The sequence below is a fragment of the Pseudomonas sp. HP_01 genome (genome assembly GCF_055284355.1).
Map to the genome: position 1 here is coordinate 1 of NZ_JBTOPV010000040.1, position 17,069 is coordinate 17,069.

General features: G+C 60.5%; 13 protein-coding genes. 7 read left to right on the forward strand and 6 right to left on the reverse strand.

Annotated elements, in window-relative coordinates:
• Positions 1 to 648 precede the first annotated feature (648 nt).
• From nfsB to ACYAR8_RS19335, 3 genes are read right to left on the reverse strand one after another with little or no spacing between them, the layout of a single operon-like run.
• Positions 649 to 1,302, reverse strand: coding sequence for an oxygen-insensitive NAD(P)H nitroreductase (nfsB, locus tag ACYAR8_RS19325; protein WP_074893182.1), 654 nt, complete (start codon positions 1,300 to 1,302; stop codon positions 649 to 651).
• Positions 1,303 to 1,329: 27 nt separating this feature from the next.
• Entirely contained in the window at positions 1,330 to 2,517 is a 1,188-nt protein-coding gene (locus ACYAR8_RS19330) for an L-dopachrome tautomerase-related protein (protein ID WP_108121533.1), read from the reverse strand.
• A gap of 56 nt (positions 2,518 to 2,573) precedes the next feature.
• Positions 2,574 to 3,581 carry a zinc-binding alcohol dehydrogenase family protein gene (locus ACYAR8_RS19335; RefSeq protein WP_108121535.1) on the reverse strand — a complete coding sequence of 336 codons (1,008 nt, stop codon included), beginning with the start codon at positions 3,579 to 3,581 and terminating at the stop codon, positions 2,574 to 2,576.
• Between the two features lie 116 nt (positions 3,582 to 3,697).
• Between ACYAR8_RS19335 and ACYAR8_RS19340 the strand changes: the two genes are divergently transcribed.
• A complete protein-coding gene (locus ACYAR8_RS19340) occupies positions 3,698 to 4,603 on the forward strand; it encodes a LysR family transcriptional regulator (protein ID WP_108121537.1) in 906 nt (301 codons plus the stop codon).
• A gap of 204 nt (positions 4,604 to 4,807) precedes the next feature.
• On the opposite strand, the gene ACYAR8_RS19345 is transcribed toward ACYAR8_RS19340, so the two are convergent.
• On the reverse strand, positions 4,808 to 6,592 hold the full coding sequence (locus ACYAR8_RS19345) for an IlvD/Edd family dehydratase (protein ID WP_108121539.1): 1,785 nt from the start codon (positions 6,590 to 6,592) through the stop codon (positions 4,808 to 4,810).
• 47 nt (positions 6,593 to 6,639) lie between these two features.
• Positions 6,640 to 7,815 (reverse strand): fumarylacetoacetate hydrolase family protein, encoded by a 1,176-nt coding sequence (locus ACYAR8_RS19350; protein ID WP_463580776.1) that lies wholly within the window; start codon positions 7,813 to 7,815, stop codon positions 6,640 to 6,642.
• Between the two features lie 121 nt (positions 7,816 to 7,936).
• Between ACYAR8_RS19350 and ACYAR8_RS19355 the strand changes: the two genes are divergently transcribed.
• The 6 genes from ACYAR8_RS19355 (at position 7,937) to ACYAR8_RS19380 (ending at position 15,111) form a co-directional block, all read left to right on the forward strand.
• Positions 7,937 to 8,878 carry a LysR family transcriptional regulator gene (locus ACYAR8_RS19355; protein WP_463580777.1) on the forward strand — a complete coding sequence of 314 codons (942 nt, stop codon included), beginning with the start codon at positions 7,937 to 7,939 and terminating at the stop codon, positions 8,876 to 8,878.
• Positions 8,879 to 9,012: 134 nt separating this feature from the next.
• Complete coding sequence (locus ACYAR8_RS19360; protein ID WP_463580778.1) at positions 9,013 to 10,398, forward strand: MFS transporter; 1,386 nt, start codon at positions 9,013 to 9,015, stop codon at positions 10,396 to 10,398.
• A 1,113-nt stretch (positions 10,399 to 11,511) separates the two neighbouring features.
• Entirely contained in the window at positions 11,512 to 12,264 is a 753-nt protein-coding gene (locus tag ACYAR8_RS19365; protein ID WP_463580779.1) for a maleate cis-trans isomerase family protein, read from the forward strand.
• Between the two features lie 58 nt (positions 12,265 to 12,322).
• Positions 12,323 to 13,204: a LysR family transcriptional regulator gene (locus tag ACYAR8_RS19370; protein ID WP_463580780.1), complete on the forward strand. Its 882-nt coding sequence runs from the start codon at positions 12,323 to 12,325 to the stop codon at positions 13,202 to 13,204.
• A 48-nt stretch (positions 13,205 to 13,252) separates the two neighbouring features.
• A complete protein-coding gene (locus ACYAR8_RS19375) occupies positions 13,253 to 13,948 on the forward strand; it encodes a DUF6933 domain-containing protein (RefSeq protein WP_074893165.1) in 696 nt (231 codons plus the stop codon).
• Positions 13,949 to 14,055: 107 nt separating this feature from the next.
• On the forward strand, positions 14,056 to 15,111 hold the full coding sequence (locus tag ACYAR8_RS19380; RefSeq protein ID WP_463580781.1) for an ADP-ribosylglycohydrolase family protein: 1,056 nt from the start codon (positions 14,056 to 14,058) through the stop codon (positions 15,109 to 15,111).
• A gap of 206 nt (positions 15,112 to 15,317) precedes the next feature.
• On the opposite strand, the gene fic is transcribed toward ACYAR8_RS19380, so the two are convergent.
• On the reverse strand, positions 15,318 to 16,439 hold the full coding sequence (gene fic, locus ACYAR8_RS19385) for a protein adenylyltransferase Fic (protein WP_463580782.1): 1,122 nt from the start codon (positions 16,437 to 16,439) through the stop codon (positions 15,318 to 15,320).
• Positions 16,440 to 17,069 lie beyond the last annotated feature (630 nt).

Consider the following 17,069-nt stretch of genomic DNA (forward strand, 5'->3'; position numbering starts at 1 on the left):
GTGTTAACGCCGATTCATTGTAGGAGCGCGCTTGCCCGCGAAGGCATCATTCCAGTCAACGCATGATCGCCTGAAACGGCGCAATCGCGAGCAAGCTCACTCCTACGGATCGGTGCACAGCGCAGGTTCAGGTGTTAACGCCGATTCATTGTAGGAGCGCGCTTGCCCGCGAAGGCGTCATTCCAGTCAACGCATAGTCGCCTGAAGCGGCGCAATCGCGAGCAAGCTCACTCCTACGGATCGGTGAACGGCGCAGATTTCGAGTGTTAACGCCGATTCATTGTAGGAGCGCGCTTGCCCGCGAAGGCGTCATTCCAGTCAACGCATAGTCGCCTGAAACGGCGCAATCGCGAGCAAGCTCACGCCTACGGATCTGTGCACAGCGCAGATTTCGAGTGTTAACGCCGATTCATTGTAGGAGCGCGCTTGCCCGCGAAGGCATCATTCCAGTCAACGCATGATCGCCTGAAACGGCGCAATCGCGAGCAAGCTCACTCCTACGGATCTGTGCACGGCGCAGATTTCGGGTGTTAACGCCGATTCAGTGTAGGAGCGCGCTTGCCCGCGAAGGCGTCATCTCAGTCAACACATGGTCGTCTGAAATGGCGGAATCGCGAGCACGCTCCCTCCTGCATGTGTGCGGCGGGATTACAGGAAGGTAAAGACGGTCTCGGCCGGTAGGCGCGATTTCGGCAGTTTGGCGTTGAAATCGCTGTCGCTGCGGTAGCCCAGGCTGACCACGACCAGGCTGGTGAAACCCTGGTCACGCAGACCCAGTTCTTCGTCGAGTTTCTTGAAATCGAAGCCTTCCATCGGTGTCGCATCCAGGCCCAGCGATGCCGCGCCCAGCAACAACGTGCCCAACGCGAGATAGGTCTGCTTTTCCATCCAGTGCTGCAAGTCCTTCTGATCGAATTTATGCATATCCACATAGCCACGACGGGTTTTGTCCTGGCCGGCTTTGGCCTCGTCGCTGGCGAAACGCCCGTCAGCCTCCTCCTGAGCCAGCACCGCGTGCAGGTGCGATTCCGGCATTTCGGTGCGAGTGCAGAACACGATGACGTGGGAGGCATTGAGCATCTTCGCCTCGTTGTAGGCGAAACCACCCTCGGCCGATTTGGCCACGCGCGCTTTGCCCTGCTCATCGGAGGCGACGACGAAGTGCCATGGCTGCGAGTTCACCGAAGACGGACTGTGACGCAGTTGCTCCAGCAACTCGTGGATCGTCTCTTGCGGGATCTTGCGTGAGGCATCGTAGGCTTTGGTGGTGTAGCGCGACTTTGCCAGTGCGGTCAGTTGCATGATGGATCTCCGAAATTAAACACCGAATCAACGAGTCGGCGCAGGCGCGGCGTCGATCTTCACCCGCAGCAGACTGTAAGGCTTTTCGCGCAGGTCCTTGCCGTCGTGGAAACCGGCCTGGCGCTGCAGCTGGTTGGCGGTGAAATACAGATAGCCATCGGGCCCGACCGACAAGGTGTCCGGCCACAGCACGCGAGGATCGTGGACGATGGTCTGCCAGCTGCCATCGGCCAGGCGTTTACGGATGCCGTTGTGTTCGTAGTCGCCGGCGTAAACCGCACCGTTGGCGTCTGCTTCCAGGCCGTCGGACGCACCTTTTTCACCGAGGTCTTTGACCGCAGCGTTCAGTTGCGCCTCGCTCACGCCGGCATCACGCAGCATCGCAGCGGGCACGGCAAACAAGTGGCGGCTGGAAAGCGCGCTGAAATACAGCGTCTTGCCGTCAGGGGACAAGGCGATGCCATCAGACGCAACGGCCATGGTTTTCGGCTTGCCATCCGGGCCTTTGGTGACCAGTGCCGTTTGGCCTTCGACGACCGGTTTGAAGTCAGGGTCGGCCGAAGTGGATTTCGCACCGCTCAAGCGACGGGTCGCCTTGCCGCTGGCGATGTCCATGACGATGATCGCGCCGGGCCCGGAGACGGACGAATCCGTCACGTAAACCGTGCCTTCCTTGCCAGCGCGAAAATCAAAGCGCATATCGTTGACGTAGGTGCTCGGCAAGATGACGTTGGCCGGGAAGACCAGGGTTTTGACCACCTTGTTACTGGCCAGATCAACCGCCACCAGCTTGGCGCCGCCGGCTTTCGGCGCGGCGAAATTCGGGGCGGCGGTGTCCAGCAGCCAGACGCGGCCCTGACCGTCGGCGACCACGCTCTGCACGCTGATCAGCCCTTTGGCCGGGTCTTTTGGGTCTTCTTTGTTGATGGCTGCATCGGGGTAGGCGACGACCTTGCCGTCACGGATTTCACCCACGGTGAAGGGCACGTCGTCGCCCCAGTGCGGGTAGTTGACGAAGATACGCCCGGTTTCCGTCACGGTCACGCCGGTGGGCATGGCGTCGTGGAAGGTGAACACCTGCTCAAGCTGGCCGATGGTTTTCTCCGCCGGTGCATCGGCGGGCAGTGCGTTGGTTGCGATCGTGGCGGCGGTGCCGGTCTGGCTGATCAACGCGACGGACAGGGCCAGCGCTGACAACATCATGTTCTGCTTCATGGACACAAACGGCTCCCGGCCTGCAGCAGCAGGCCATTCAAATAATGGAAACAGGTTCAGAAACCTTCGAGGACGATCTTGCCCTTGGCCTTGCCGCTTTCGATCACGGCGTGGGCGCGGCGCAGGTTTTCGGCATTGATCGCGCCAAAATGCTCTCCAAGGGTGGTCTTCAGCACGCCCTGATCGATCAGGTCGGCAACGCGATTGAGCAGTTCATGCTGGGCAATCATGTCCGGCGTTTCGTAGAGCGAGCGGGTGAACATCAGTTCCCAGTGCAGCGACAGGGCCTTGCGTTTCATCGGCACCACGTCGAGGGATTTCGGGTCATCGATCAGCGCCAATTGGCCTTGGGGTTTCAGGGCCTCGATCAGCTGCGTGAAGTACGAATCGGTGTGGGTCAGGCTGGCGACATGGCTCACCTCGCCGACGCCGATCCGGTTCAGTTGCTCGACCAGCGGCTGGCTGTGATCGATGACGTGGTGGGCGCCCAGGCTTTCGACCCATTCGCGGGTTTCCGGACGCGACGCTGTACCGATCACGGTCAGCTTGGTCAGCTGGCGTGCCAGCTGCACCAGAATCGAACCGACGCCGCCACCAGCACCAATGATCAGCAGGCTGTCACCTTCGCCGCCGCCTTCCTCAACGCCCAGACGGTCAAACAGCAATTCCCACGCGGTGATCGAGGTCAGCGGCAGCGCGGCGGCGTGGGCGTTGTCGAGGCTCTTGGGTTTGTGCCCGACGATGCGCTCGTCGACGAGGTGGAATTCGCTGTAGCTGCCAGGACGTGCGATGGAGCCGGCGTAAAACACTTCGTCCCCGGCTTTGAACAGCGTGACGTCGCTGCCCGTTTCACGAACCACGCCGACGGCGTCCCAGCCGACCACTTTGGGTTCGGTGGCGGCAGAGCCGGCGCGGATTTTGGTGTCGACCGGGTTCACCGAAATCGCTTTGACTTCGACCAGCAAATCACGAGGGCCGGGCGTTGGCTTGGGCAGGTCCATGTCGAGCAGCGCAGTGGGGTCTTCGATGGGCAGACCGTGTTGGGTGAAGGCGACGGCTTTCATGGCGATCTCTTTAGTCAGTGAATAGAAGGTGGCTGAAACGTTGGACCCATCTTGTTCTTGTTCGTTAGGCAGAAAAACCCGCAGAATCCGGCAACACTTTCACAGCTGGAGTGAAAATGATCCGCATCGACGACCTGACCCTGTTCGTTCGCACCGCTGCGCTGGGCAGCTTCTCGAATGCCGCGCGGGAGGTGGATCTGTTGCCGGGGCAAGTCGCGGCGGCCATCAAGCGCCTCGAACGCGAGCTGGATATCCGCCTGTTTGCCCGCTCGACCCGCAGCTTGCGTCTCACCGCTGAAGGCGAGCAGTACTTGCCGACCGCCCAGACGGTGCTCGATACCTTGCGCGATGGCCGGGAAAAGCTGCAGCGGGAGAGCGCTGAGCTGCAAGGCACGCTGCAAGTGGCGGCGCCTTCGGATCTGGGGCGAAACATGCTGCTGCCGTGGCTGACGGATTTTCGCAGTCAGCACCCGGCGCTGAATCTGCGCCTGTTTATCTCCGACCAAGTGGCCGATCTGTTTCGTGATCCGGTGGACGTCGCCATTCGCTACGGCGTGATAGAAGACGCGAACTACATCGCGTTGGCGCTGGCGCCATGGAATCGCCGGGTGCTGGTGGCATCGCCCGAGTATCTGGCGCGCAAGGGCCGACCCATGGTCTCGGACGACTTGCTGCGTCATGAGTGCTTGCTGTTCACCCTGGCGGGTCGGGTCTACGACAAATGGCGGCTCGGTGGGCGGGTGTTCTCGGTGTCAGGCCCATTGCTCACCGATGACGCTGATCTGGTGAGGCGCTGGGCCGTGGCGGGGCAGGGTGTGGCCTACAAGTCGTGGCTGGATGTCTGCGAGGACGTGCACGCCGGGCGGCTGGAACTGTTGCTGCCCGATTACCCGGGCGAGCCGACCCCGCTCAACCTGGTCTGTCCGCACCGCAAACAGTTTTCCCCGGCGGTGCAGCAGTTGCATTCGTTGTTGAAAAACCGGTTTGCTGGGATGGAGAAGGGGTTGCCGGCGTTGTTGTGAGTCCTGTCCAACCCTCTGCATCCATGGCGCAACTCTCGGCACAATGATGTCCCTGCAGGAGCGTGGCTTGTCCCGCGATCGGCTGCAAAGCAGCCGTAAATTGACTACCTCGGGAAACCTTCCACACCCAGATGACCGGTTTTGCGACGACTTCGTCGCCGATCGCGGGACAAGCCACGCTCCTACAAGAGCGCGCGCGGCTGCTCAATGGGAATGACGCGGCTCGCCGCTTCGTGCAATCACCCGCAAATGCAACGTCGCCGGCTCCAGGCATCCGCCGGTGGACAACTGCCCCACCAACTGCCGATACAGCTCCTGCCACGGGGTTTGCGAGGCGGGCATCTTCGGTTCGAACTGCGCGCGGCGTTCGGCCATTTCTTCGTCGCTGACCAGTACGTTAACGCTGCGATTGTTCAGATCCACCCGCAGCCGGTCGTTGGTTTTCAGCAATGCAAGGCCGCCGCCCACCGCGGCTTCCGGCGACATGTTGAGAATCGAGGGGCTGGCCGAAGTCCCGCTCTGCCGGCCATCGCCCAGGCACGGCAGCGAATCGATGCCTTGTTTGATCAGCGCAGACGGCGGCGCCATGTTCACCACTTCGGCGCTGCCGGGATAACCGACCGTGCCGGCGCCGCGGATCACCAGAATGCAGCGCTCGTCGATTTCCAGCGAAGGGTCGTTGATCCGCGCGTGGTAGTCCTCCGGCCCCTCGAACACGATGGCTCGCGCCTCGAAACTGTTCTCGGCGCCCGGCTCGGACAGGTAAGTCTTGCGGAACGCCTCGCCGACCACCGACATCTTCATGATCGCGCTGTCGAAAAAATTGCCGCTCAGCACGATGAAGCCGGCGCGGTGTTTGAGCGGGTCTTCGTAGGGACGGATGACGTCGGTGTCGTGGGCGACGGCATTTCGCACGATGTCGCCGATGGTTTTCCCGGAAACCGTGCCGCAGTCTTCGTGCAGCTTGCCGGCCTTCTGAAGCTCGTGCATCACCGCCGGCACGCCACCTGCGCGGTGGAAGCCTTCGCCCAGATACTTCCCGGCCGGCATGCAATTGACCAGCAACGGCACGTCTTCGCCGATGCGCTGCCAGTCGTCGAGGCTCAACTCGACGCCCATGTGCCGGGCGATGGCGATCAGGTGAGGCGGGCAGTTGCTTGAAGCACCCAGCGCCGAGGCCACTGCAATCGCGTTTTCAAAGGCTTCACGGGTCATGATCTGCGAAGGGCGCACGTCTTCACGAACCAGGTCGCAAATTCGCTTGCCAGTCATGTACGCCATCTGCCCGCGCTCGCGGTACGCCGCCGGAATGCTCGCGCAACCGGGAAGCGACATGCCCAGCGCTTCGGCCAGCGCGTTCATCGAAAGCGCCGTGCCCATGGTGTTGCAGTGGCCCACCGACGGCGACGCGGCGGTGGTCATTTCCATGAAACCTTCGTAATTGATCTCTCCTGCGGACAGCAGATTTCGCGCATGCCAGAGCACCGTGCCCGAGCCGATCAATTCGCCTTTATGACGACCGTCCAACATCGGCCCGCCAGACAGCACAATGGCCGGCAGGTCGGTGGTGGCCGCCGCCATCAGACAGGCCGGGGTGGTTTTGTCGCAGCCGGTGGTCAGGACGACGCCATCCAGCGGGTAGCCGTGAAGAATTTCCACCAGCCCGAGGTACGCCAGGTTGCGGTCCAGGGCAGCGGTCGGCCGGCGGGTCTGCTCGGCCATCGGGTGCACCGGAAACTCCATGGGAATCCCGCCCGCATCGCGAATGCCGGCTTTGACCCGCTGGGCGAGTTCCAGGTGATGACGGTTGCAGGGCGCCAGATCAGAGCCCGTCTGGGCGATGCCGATGATCGGTCGGCCCGATTGCAGCTCCTCGCGGGTCAGGCCGTAGTTCATGTAGCGCTCGACGTACAGCGCCGTCATGTCAGCGTGTTCCGGATCATCGAACCATTGCTGGCTGCGAAGCGGGCGTTTCGGCGTGTCGGACATGGTTCGGGTCTCTCTTGGAATTAGGTGTGCTGCGTAGGTGTTCAGCGTTACAACAAACCGCGCACGGCGAGATTGCGTATCAACGCGCCGACGCCGAACCTCCACGGCGCCGCGTCACTGCTGTGGGTCACCTCATTGTGCAGGCCGCCGAACAGGCTGCTGCTGATACTGACCTGATCGCCCAGCTTGTGGGTAAAACCCCCGCCGGCATGCTCGCGGTCGGCGGTCGGGGCGAAGAGGGTGCCCAGAAACAGCAGGAAGCCGTCCGGGTATTGATGGTTGGCGTTGAGCGCCTGTCCGGCGATGTCCGCCGGATCGCGGCTGATCTGCGACATCGAGCTTGAGCCTTTCATCACGTAGCCGTCGTCGCCTTTTACCTGCAGATCGACCACGCAGTTGCGCACGTCATCCAGGGAGAAAGTTTCGTCGAACAGCCGAATGAACGGGCCGATTGAGCACGAGGCGTTGTTGTCCTTGGCCTTGCTCAACAGCAGCGCGCTGCGGCCTTCGAAGTCACGCAGGTTGACGTCGTTGCCCAGCGTCGCGCCGTGGATCTGCCCGCGGCTGTTCACTGCCAGCACCACTTCGGGCTCGGGGTTGTTCCACTCCGATTTCGGATGAATACCCACCTGGCTACCGCTGCCTACCGCCGCCAGCACCGGCGCTTTGGTAAAAATCTCGGCGTCCGGCCCGATGCCCACTTCAAGGTACTGCGACCACATACCTTGCTCGATCAGCAGTGCCTTGAGTGTGCTGGCTTGTTCGGAGCCCGGCTTGATGTTGCGCAGGTTGTCGCCGATAGCGTTCTGCACGATGGCGCGCACGCTTTCCGCCTTGGCCGGATCGCCTGCCGCCTGCTCCTCGATCACCCGCTCGATCATGCTCGCGGCGAAGGTCACCCCTGCGGCCTTGATCACTTGCAGGTCCGCTGGCGCCAACAGGTACGGCTTGCTGGCATCGGGCGTTGCAGTCGAATTCGCCAGCAACTCCTCAATGCTGGCGACGCGCGTGCCGTGGGCTTCGCGCACGGCAGCCACCGGCGATTCCAGCTCCAGCAAGTCGCTCAAAGTAGCGAAGCTCGACGAAAGATCGAACACCCCGTCGTTGCGCAACACCACGGGCGACGGGCCGCCGACTTTACCGGGCACCCAGGCGCGGCCGATCAGCGTGCCATTCAGGCCGTCGGCGGGGAGGGTATTTTCGGGAGTGAGCTGAATCGGCATGGTGAAGTCCTCAACGCTTTTTATGATTTATAAGCGACCCTAATCAGCACCGGCGATAAACTCCAATGACATCTGTTCAGTAATCGATAACACTGGGTTATCGCTCATCAAGGCCGCGCTCATGTCAGACATTTCCTTCTCCACAGTCTGTAACTGGCTCAAGTTCAAGCATCTGGTGCTCATCGAAACCCTCGCGCGCACCCGCAATATGCACACGGCGGCACAGCACATGAACCTCAGCCAGCCGGCGGTGAGCAAAATGCTGCGGGAGATCGAGCGGCTGCTGGGTTTTGATGTGTTCGAGCGTCTGCCGCGCAACATGCCGCCGACCGCCCTTGGTGAACACGTGGTGCGCTATGCGCAGATCGCTCTGAATGACGCGAGCAAGTTCGTTGATCAGATCAGCAGCCTGCGTGAGGGCGGGCATGGTTTCCTGAAGGTGGGGGCGATCTTCGCGGCGACCGCGGTGGTGCTGCCGGAAGCCATCGTGCAGCTGAAAGCGCGCTGGCCGTTGCTGTCGATCGAGGTGGTTGAGCAGACCAGCGACCACCTGATGGAAATGCTCGACGACAAAAAGCTTGATCTCGCAGTGGCGCGCTACACCAACGAAAACCAGCAGCAGGTGTACGACTTTCAGGCGCTGGCGCCGGAGCCGTTCTGCATGGTGGTCAACAGTCGCCACCCGCTGACGGAGCTGGCGCAGACGCCTTTGCAAGAACTCGGAAACTGGCCATGGATTCTGTACCCGCTGGGCACCCCGATCCGCGCGCGCATGGAGCAGGCCTTCGCCAAGGCCGGCATCCCCACCCCGAAGAACACCATCGACACCATCTCGATGCAGACCTTTCTGCAAGTGCTCCAGGCAGGGCCAATGATCGCCATGTTGCCGGCGTCCATGGCGCAGCCGCATCTGGATACTGGCCTGCTGAGAGTGCTGAACACGCCGCTGAAACTGGCGCCCCAGGATTACGGAATCCTCACCCGTCGAGGTGAGCCATTGCTCGGTGCTGCGTCGGAATTTGCCGAGATTCTGCTGGCGAATGCGCGGCTGGCCCATCAGTGACCGATAACGCTGCGTTATCAATCAATGGAAACAAGTCATTATCTTAATCAATACCGTTGTCAGTACCATCGCTCCGTGTTTCGACCCTCACATAACAACAATACAGGCGCCTTTGAGTGCCTGGAGGTCCCACCATGGAAACCGTTTCCCAGCGCCTGCCCGACTCTTCGGGTCCCGGGCAAGCCAGCTTTGAAGACCGCACCTACCGCAAAGTCATCCTGCGCATCCTTCCCGTCCTGCTCCTGTGTTACATGGCGGCATATCTGGACCGCGTGAACATCGGCTTCGCCAAGCTGGACATGCTCAACGATCTGCAATTCAGCAACACCATCTATGCCCTCGGCGCGAGCATGTTCTTCTGGGGCTATTTCCTCTTCGAAGTCCCGAGCAATTTGCTGCTGCATCGCTTTGGCGCGCGGTTCTGGATCGCCCGGATCATGCTCACTTGGGCCATCGTCTCCATGGCTGTCGCGTTTACCGTGCCGCTGGCGAAGTTTTTCCACATCGAGTCGGAAACCATGTTCTACGTGCTGCGCTTTTTGCTCGGCATCTGTGAGGCTGGGTTCTTTCCCGGCGTCATCCTTTACCTCAACTACTGGTTTCCAACTCGGCGGCAGAGCCGGGTGATGGCGGGTTTCCTCATGGCAATGCCGATCAGTCTGACGCTGGGTGGTGTGATTTCCGGCTGGCTGATGACCCGCATGCAGGGCGTCAACGGCATGGCCGGCTGGCAATGGCTGTTGATCATCGAAGGCCTGCCTTCGGTGGTCATGGCCTTCGTGGTGCTGGCGTTAATGGCCAATAACATCGACGCGGCCAAATGGCTGTCGCCCCAAGAGAAGGCCATGCTCAAGGCCAACCTGGAGACCGACAGCAAAGGCAAGGCGACCAACCTGCGCGAGGTGTTTTTGAACGGACGCGTGTGGCTGCTGGTGCTGATCCTGCTGACGTTCAACACCGGGTTCTACGGGCTGGCGTTCTGGATGCCATCGATCATCAAAAGCGCCGGCGTCTCCAACCCCATGGACATCGGCCTGCTGACGGCGATTCCGTATGGCATCGCCGTGATCGCCATGACCCTCAACGCTCGGCACTCCAACAAGACCGGCGAGCGTCGCTGGCACGCAGCGATTCCGGCGATCATTGGTGGTATCGGCTTGATCCTCAGCGCCTACTTCGCCAGCAACGTGGTGCTGTCGATCATCTTCCTCAGCGTGTCCGCCTCCGGCGTGCTGAGCCTGATGCCCATCTACTGGACCCTGCCAGGCACCGTGCTGTCCGGCGTCGCGGCCGCTGCGGGGATCGGCATGATCAACGCCATCGGCAACCTGTCGGGATTCACCGGCTCGATGATCACCGCCGTCGCCGAGAACCTCACGGGCAACATCAACAACGGCACCTACGTGCTGGGCGCCTGTTTGTTCATCAGCGCCGGACTGATTCTGTCCATCCCGAGGGGGATGCTGGGCAATCACAAGGTCCAAGCGCCTGCGCGGGGCGAGGTGCTTTCTCACGCGTAAACGAGATAAAGCGTACGCCGCCTTTCCCTGTGGGAACCGGCTTGCTGGCGAGCGCGTCCTGTCAGTTGTTAAAAAGGTAACTGACCCACCGCGTTCGCGGGCAAGCGCGCTCCTACAGGTGATTTGCGCCGTGCGTTAATCTGCGTTGGTGTTGGTAATCCGCGTTGGATGACCGCACCCACAGGTATGAAATCGCAGGTGAAATGGCATGGACCGCGGTCTGCCTCTGCACGAAGGGCGAAATGGCATGGACCGCGGTCTGCCTCTGCACGAAGGGCGAAATGGCATGGACCGCGGTCTGCCTCTGCACGAAGGGCGAAATGGCATGGACCGCGGTCTGCCTCTGTGCGAAGGGCGAAATGGCATGTATTGCGGTCTGCCTCTGCCCGAAGGGCGTAGGAGCGCGCTTGCCCGCGATCTGGCGCGCAGCGGCAGTAAACCGGTGAATGCGGTGTGTCAGCGAGAACAACGTGCGGCGCCAGCGCAGGATTTGCGCTCGCGGCAGATACAAATCCGTAGGAGCCGGCTTGCTGGCGAACGCGTCCTGTCAGTTGATGGAGAGGTGACTGACCCACCGCGTTCGCGGGCAAGCGCGCTCCTACAGGTGATTTGCGCCGTCCGCTAATCTGCGTGTCTGATGGTAATCCGCGTTGGATGACCACCCCTCAGGTATGAAAACGCAGGTGAAATGACGTGAATCTCGATCTGCCTCTGCCCGAAGGGCGTAGGAGCGCGCTTGCCCGCGATCTGGCGCGCAGCGGCAGTAATTCAGGCGAATGCGGTTTGTCAGCGAGAACAACGTGCGGCGCTAGGCGCAAAATTTGCGCTCGCGGCAGATGCAAATCCGTAGGAGCCGGCTTGCTGGCGGACGCGCTGGCTCAGGCGGTGAAGATGTCGGCTGACACGGCGCATTCGCCAGCAAGCCGGCTCCCGCAGGGTGATTGAGTTCACCTGATATGAGGCGGTGTCGGCATTGAGCAGTGATCCGCTCCTTTTCTAACCGCCATCGCCAGCCGCGATGGCAGGCTCGCCATTGCCTGATGTACGCAGCTCTCGGTCACTCCTAGCATCGGTCGCACATGACCTCGCCGTCGGCGAAATGGAGAAGACCCTGTGAGAAATTTCCGGATTGGCCAGATCGTCCCCAGCTCCAACACCACCATGGAAACCGAGATCCCGGCGATGCTGACGTCGCGGTACTCCCTGTTCCCGGACGAACGCTTCACTTTCCATTCCTCCCGCATGCGCATGATGAAAGTCAGCCCAGAAGAATTGAAGAAGATGGACATCGACAGCGACCGCTGCGCGCTGGAGTTGAGTGATGCGCGGGTCGATGTCATGGCGTACGCCTGCCTGGTGGCAATCATGTGTCAGGGCGCCGGTTACCACAAAGTGTCCCAGGAACGCCTGGGCAAAACCGTGGCCAGCAATGCCTCCGACGCACCCGTGCTGAGTTCGGCCGGGGCGTTGATCGACAGCCTCCACATGCTCGACTACAAGAAAGTGTCGATCATCACGCCCTACATGAAGCCACTCACCCAACAGGTCATCGACTACATCGAAGCGGCCGGAATCGAGGTGGTGGACGCCATCAGCCTCGAAGTCTCCGACAACCTGCAAGTCGGACGGCTCGACCCGATGGACCTGATTTCCCACGCCGACCGGCTCAACATCGGGCAAGCCGACGGCATCGTTCTGTCGTGCTGCGTGCAGATGCCATCGCTGCCCGCCATCCAGGTCGTACAGGATCGACTGGACAAACCGGTGCTGTCCGCGTCCGTGGCGACCGTCTACCAGATGCTCAAGACCCTCGGCCTTAAGGCGCAAGTTCCCAACGCCGGCCATCTGTTGTCGGGCGCGTTCTGAGGCGATGGCTGACGAGGTACTATGGCGGCCACTCAGGCCAGCACGCCCGGTACCCCACATGAAGCTCGACCCTGTCTCGCTGCGCCTCTTCGTCAGCGTCGTCGAAGAAGGCACCATTGCTGCCGCCGCCAAGCGCGAACACATTGCGGCGGCGGCCGTCAGCAAGCGGCTCAGCGAACTGGAAGAGCTGCTCGACTCGCGACTGCTCACCCGCACCAACAAAGGCATCACGCCGACGGACGCCGGCCTGTCGCTGCTGTTCATGGCCCGCAGCGCACTGAACACCCTCAACGACATCGTCCTGCAGATGCGCGACTACTCCAACGGTACCCGCGGCTCGGTGCACGTGCTGGCGAACATCTCCGCGATCACCCAATTCATGCCCGGCTTGATCAAGTCGTTCATGGCGCTTTACCCGCTGATCAACATCGTCCTCGAAGAACAACAAAGCCTGGCGATCACCAAAGCCGTCGCCGAAAACCGCGCCGAGATCGGCATCTTCACGCGCCTGCCCCATGGCGCCGACATCGAAGTCTTCCCGTTCCGCACCGACCGCCTCGTATTGATCGTGCCCAACGACCACCCGCTGGCAGGCCGCGAATCCGTGCGCTTCAGCGACACCCTCGACCACGAATACGTCGCCCTGCGCAGCGGCACCCACCTGAATTTCCAGCTGATCAAAGCCGCCAACGACCTCGGCCGGTCCCTGAGAATCCGCATGGAAGTCGCCAGCTACGACGCCCTGAGCCTGATGGTGCAGGCCGGCGTCGGCATCGGCATCATGCCCGAGGGCAGCGTAGGGATTTACCGAATGGACGGTGCGAAAGTGGTTCAGCTGGAAGAGGAATGGGCCAGCCGCGAACTGAACGTCTGCGTGAGGTCGCGGGACGGGTTGTCGGTGGCGGGGGAGCTGTTTTTGCGGCATGTGTTGGCGGGTTGAGGTTGATCGCCGGTATCCTCAACCATCGCCAATGGACCCTCCATCCCCATGCTGATTTTTGATTGCACACAAGACGCCGCTGATTTTTTCTCGAAAAAAGTAAAAGGCAAAATCATCAGCGCTGTGCAGCCCGCCGCTGCTGCCCAATCGCTGGAAGCGGACAGCGCAGCCCACGATCGAGTGGATCGCTGGCAACTGCACGTCACCACATTCGGCAAGACCCATGTCCTGCTCGCCATGAAAGTCGACACGCGCTACGCGATGATGTTCGTCGGCCTGAAACGCAACGACATGAAGGGTTTTCTGGAGCAGTTCAACTCACGGTATCTCGCTGAACTGCTCGTGCTGGCGGTCAACGTACGCGGGGAAATGCCACCTCAGGCCGAGCTCCAGCGACACGTCGACGTGTGGGAAGAAAGCCTCCAACCTGTGCATTTCTTCAAGCGTAGCGATCGGAGCGTTCAGGCGCATATCAATGATGTGCTCTACATGGCTGCATACGATGCCTACGAAGGAGAAGGGCTGCCAGTTGAGGCGCCGAGTCTCATCGCCTTCGGTGAGGTGCCCAACGGTATGCTCCGATCAATCAGGGGCGGGGATGACTTCATTCCGGCTGAGCTGGAGCTGAAGCAGGCTTTTCCGAGGTTCGGAATGGTGATGACCGAGGTGGAGATTTCGGAGGGGTATAAGAGCTGGAGGTCACGTCGACGTGAGCACGATCTTGGGCCTGAATTTGAGGATTAACACATAGAAGATCAGGACTTCGCGTGCAAAAAGCGCCTATGTTGAGCCACTTGAAAGAACGCTCGAATCGCTCCAAACCATGATGCAGCCAGTGTAAGGAAGCACAGATGAACAGACTTGAACGGATCAAAGGCTGCCTGCTCGGCGGCGCGGTGGGCGATGCGCTGGGTGCGCCGGTCGAATTTCTCAAATGGAACGACATCCGCGCCACGTTCGGTGCGCGTGGCATTGTCGATTTTGCCCCGGCTTACGGGCGACTTGGTGCCATCACCGACGACACGCAAATGATGCTCTTCACCGCTGAAGGCCTGCTGCGCGCCCATGTGCGCGGTATCTCCCGGGGTATTTGCCACATACCCGGCGTCATTCACCATGCGTTGCTGCGCTGGCTGATAACCCAGGATTACTCGTCTGCCATCACAAGCGTCAGCCTGGATGGCTGGCTGGTGAAGGAGCGCGAGTTGTGGTCCCGTCGCGCGCCCGGCCTCACCTGTCTAAGCGCATTGAAGGCCAGTGCGGAATTTGGCTCTTTCGCTCAAAACGACAGCAAAGGCTGCGGCGCCGTCATGCGCGTCGCCCCGTGCGCTTTCTTCCGCAATGCCTTCGACAACGCCGCTGAATCCGGGCGTCTGACCCACGGTCATCCAACGGGCTACCTGGCAGGCGGTCTTTTCGCCGACATTCTCCAGCGCATTGTCGACCGCGAGGACAGCCTCGAAGACGCCATCGCCAAAAGCCTGTCCGAGCACGGGGGCAAACCCGGCATGGAGGAAACCCGAGCGATCGTCGAGCACGTGCTCTTCTTTAGCAACGAAGGCCACCGCCCAACCCCCGAGCGGATCGACGAACTGGGCGGCGGATGGATTGCCGAAGAAGCCTTGGCGATTGGCATCTGGTGCGCACTGACTGCCACATCGTTCGAAGACGGCGTGATCAATGCCGTGAATCACAGCGGGGACAGTGACAGCACCGGGCTGATTGCCGGGCATTTGCTGGGTATTCAGTACGGTGTCGAGGCGATTCCGGATCGCTGGCTTGCGCCGCTTGAGTTGCGGGGAGTAATTGAGGCGGTGGCGGAGGATATCGAGCGCGTGCCTAGGGATTTCTCGGGGTATGGCGGGGAGTTTGATGATGAGGTTTGGGAGCGGTATCCGGGGGGCTAGTCCTGGAAAGTTTTTTTGCATCACCTTTTACCGACTTAGGTGCCGTGATACTCGGGCTTCAACTCGCGAGTGGGCAGGAGGGCATCCTCCCCCGAGTGTGTCGGCGACTTTACGCGGGCGGCTTCTAGCGCGTCATGAGCGCTGCTTTGCGATTTGGCCGGCCACGTGGGCATCAATCTCGCTGCCGAGCTTGGTGTCGAAAAGGGTCAGGCGTAGGGCTTGAAGTCGTTGCTGTCGCGAGTCAGTAGCTGCATCAGCTTGGGATGAATAAATAGCTTTTCCTTGCCAACCTGCGCCTCTTGCAGAACGCCGATGGCGACTAGCTCTTTGAGATAACGGGAGGCGGCTTGACGCTGGGCAATCTGTTTGTCTACGACGTTGCTGATGCGGCAGTAGGGCTGCTCGAAAATCACGTCCACCAGCTCACGGGAATAGTTTTTCGGCAGTTGATCGCGCACAAACTGAGTGGTGTGTTCGGACAGGCTGCGTATGGCGGCAATTTTGGCAGTGGTCCAGCGAGCCGTTTCTTCCACCGCACTGAGCATATACAGCAGCCAGGGTTCCCAGGCCTGTTCGCGGGTGACATTCAGCAGAAGGCGGTAGTAGTCGGCTCGGTGGGCGATGATGTAGCGGCTGAGGTAGAGAATTGGCAGATTCAGCAGACCTTCGTGGATGAGATACAGGGTGTTGAGCACGCGCCCGGTGCGGCCATTGCCATCGGTGAACGGGTGGATGGCCTCGAACTGGTAATGAGCCACAGCCATGCGTACCAGCGGGTCTAAGTCCGTTTCGTTGTGCAGAAAGCGCTCCCAGTTGGCGAGCAGATCGCGCAAACGGTCTTCACCCTCCGGTGGGGTGTAGATGACATCTCCGGTGCGGTCGTTGGCGAGCTGGGTACCGGGCACTCGACGGATGTCCATGTCTACGCCCTTGAGCGTGCGGCAGATCTCGACTGCCGTGCCGGTGGAGAGTGGCCCCTCGGCCAAGGACTGATAGCCATGATGCAAGGCCTTGCGGTAGCGCAGGGCTTCATTGGTGGCCGGGTCGGCGTGGTTATCGCCATCCTGGGCATGCTGAAAGAGCAGGTCCGTAGTGGTGACGATACTTTCGATCTCCGAGCTGTCTTTGGCTTCCAGCAACGGGGTGGTGTTGATCAGCACCGTCTGGTTTGGGGTTAGCTCGGCCGCCTGCTTCAACTCGGCCAGTGCCGCGCGGGCCTCGATACAGCACTTGAGCACTGCACGTGTTTCAAGCTCGGCTGCCGGTGGCAAGGGCGGAAGCTGGTTATAAGGCTTGTCGGCCTGCCAGGGGAGGGGGGATGCGGTCATGGATGCGATCCTGATTCTTCGGGTATCCACCTAAAGGCAACGGCGCTCTGGTGAGCACCCTTTTCAGGGCGTCAGCGTAGACATGTGGGAATAACGTGTCGCTAAATTTTGCTTTTAGCGACATGTTCCGTTCTCGTGTCGCCGATGGCGACATGTGCGAAAGCCCCTGGGAATTGATTTGTGGGTTTGCGGTGGTTTGAGCTTAAGAAATATAGGCTCCTGTTCAAGTTTTAGCGCGTGAACGCTCGTATGGAAAAATCAGGCAGCAGTGGAAAGATGTATTTCTTCATTTAATAGTATCGAGTTCTTGATCGGTCTCGAGCGCAGGAGATTGAGCTCGATGGGTATGACTACCCATCTTCACCCGGTGCACGCGAATACCTGGCTCCTTCACGGTGAACTACTAAGAAATCCTTAGTAGTTGCGTGCCCCGTCAGCTCTTCATTCATTGAGGCTGGCCTTCAGTCGAGATCGAAAAATTGAACTGTATTGGGACTTGGGAAACATCTGTGTTGGTGTTTTCTGATGCGATGATACATTTGATAAATTGTTGTCTGTATCACGCCTTTTGTGCAGCAGTGGGGTGCAATCAATGAGGATCATCGGGTAGCATTGTTTTTCATTTGGAAG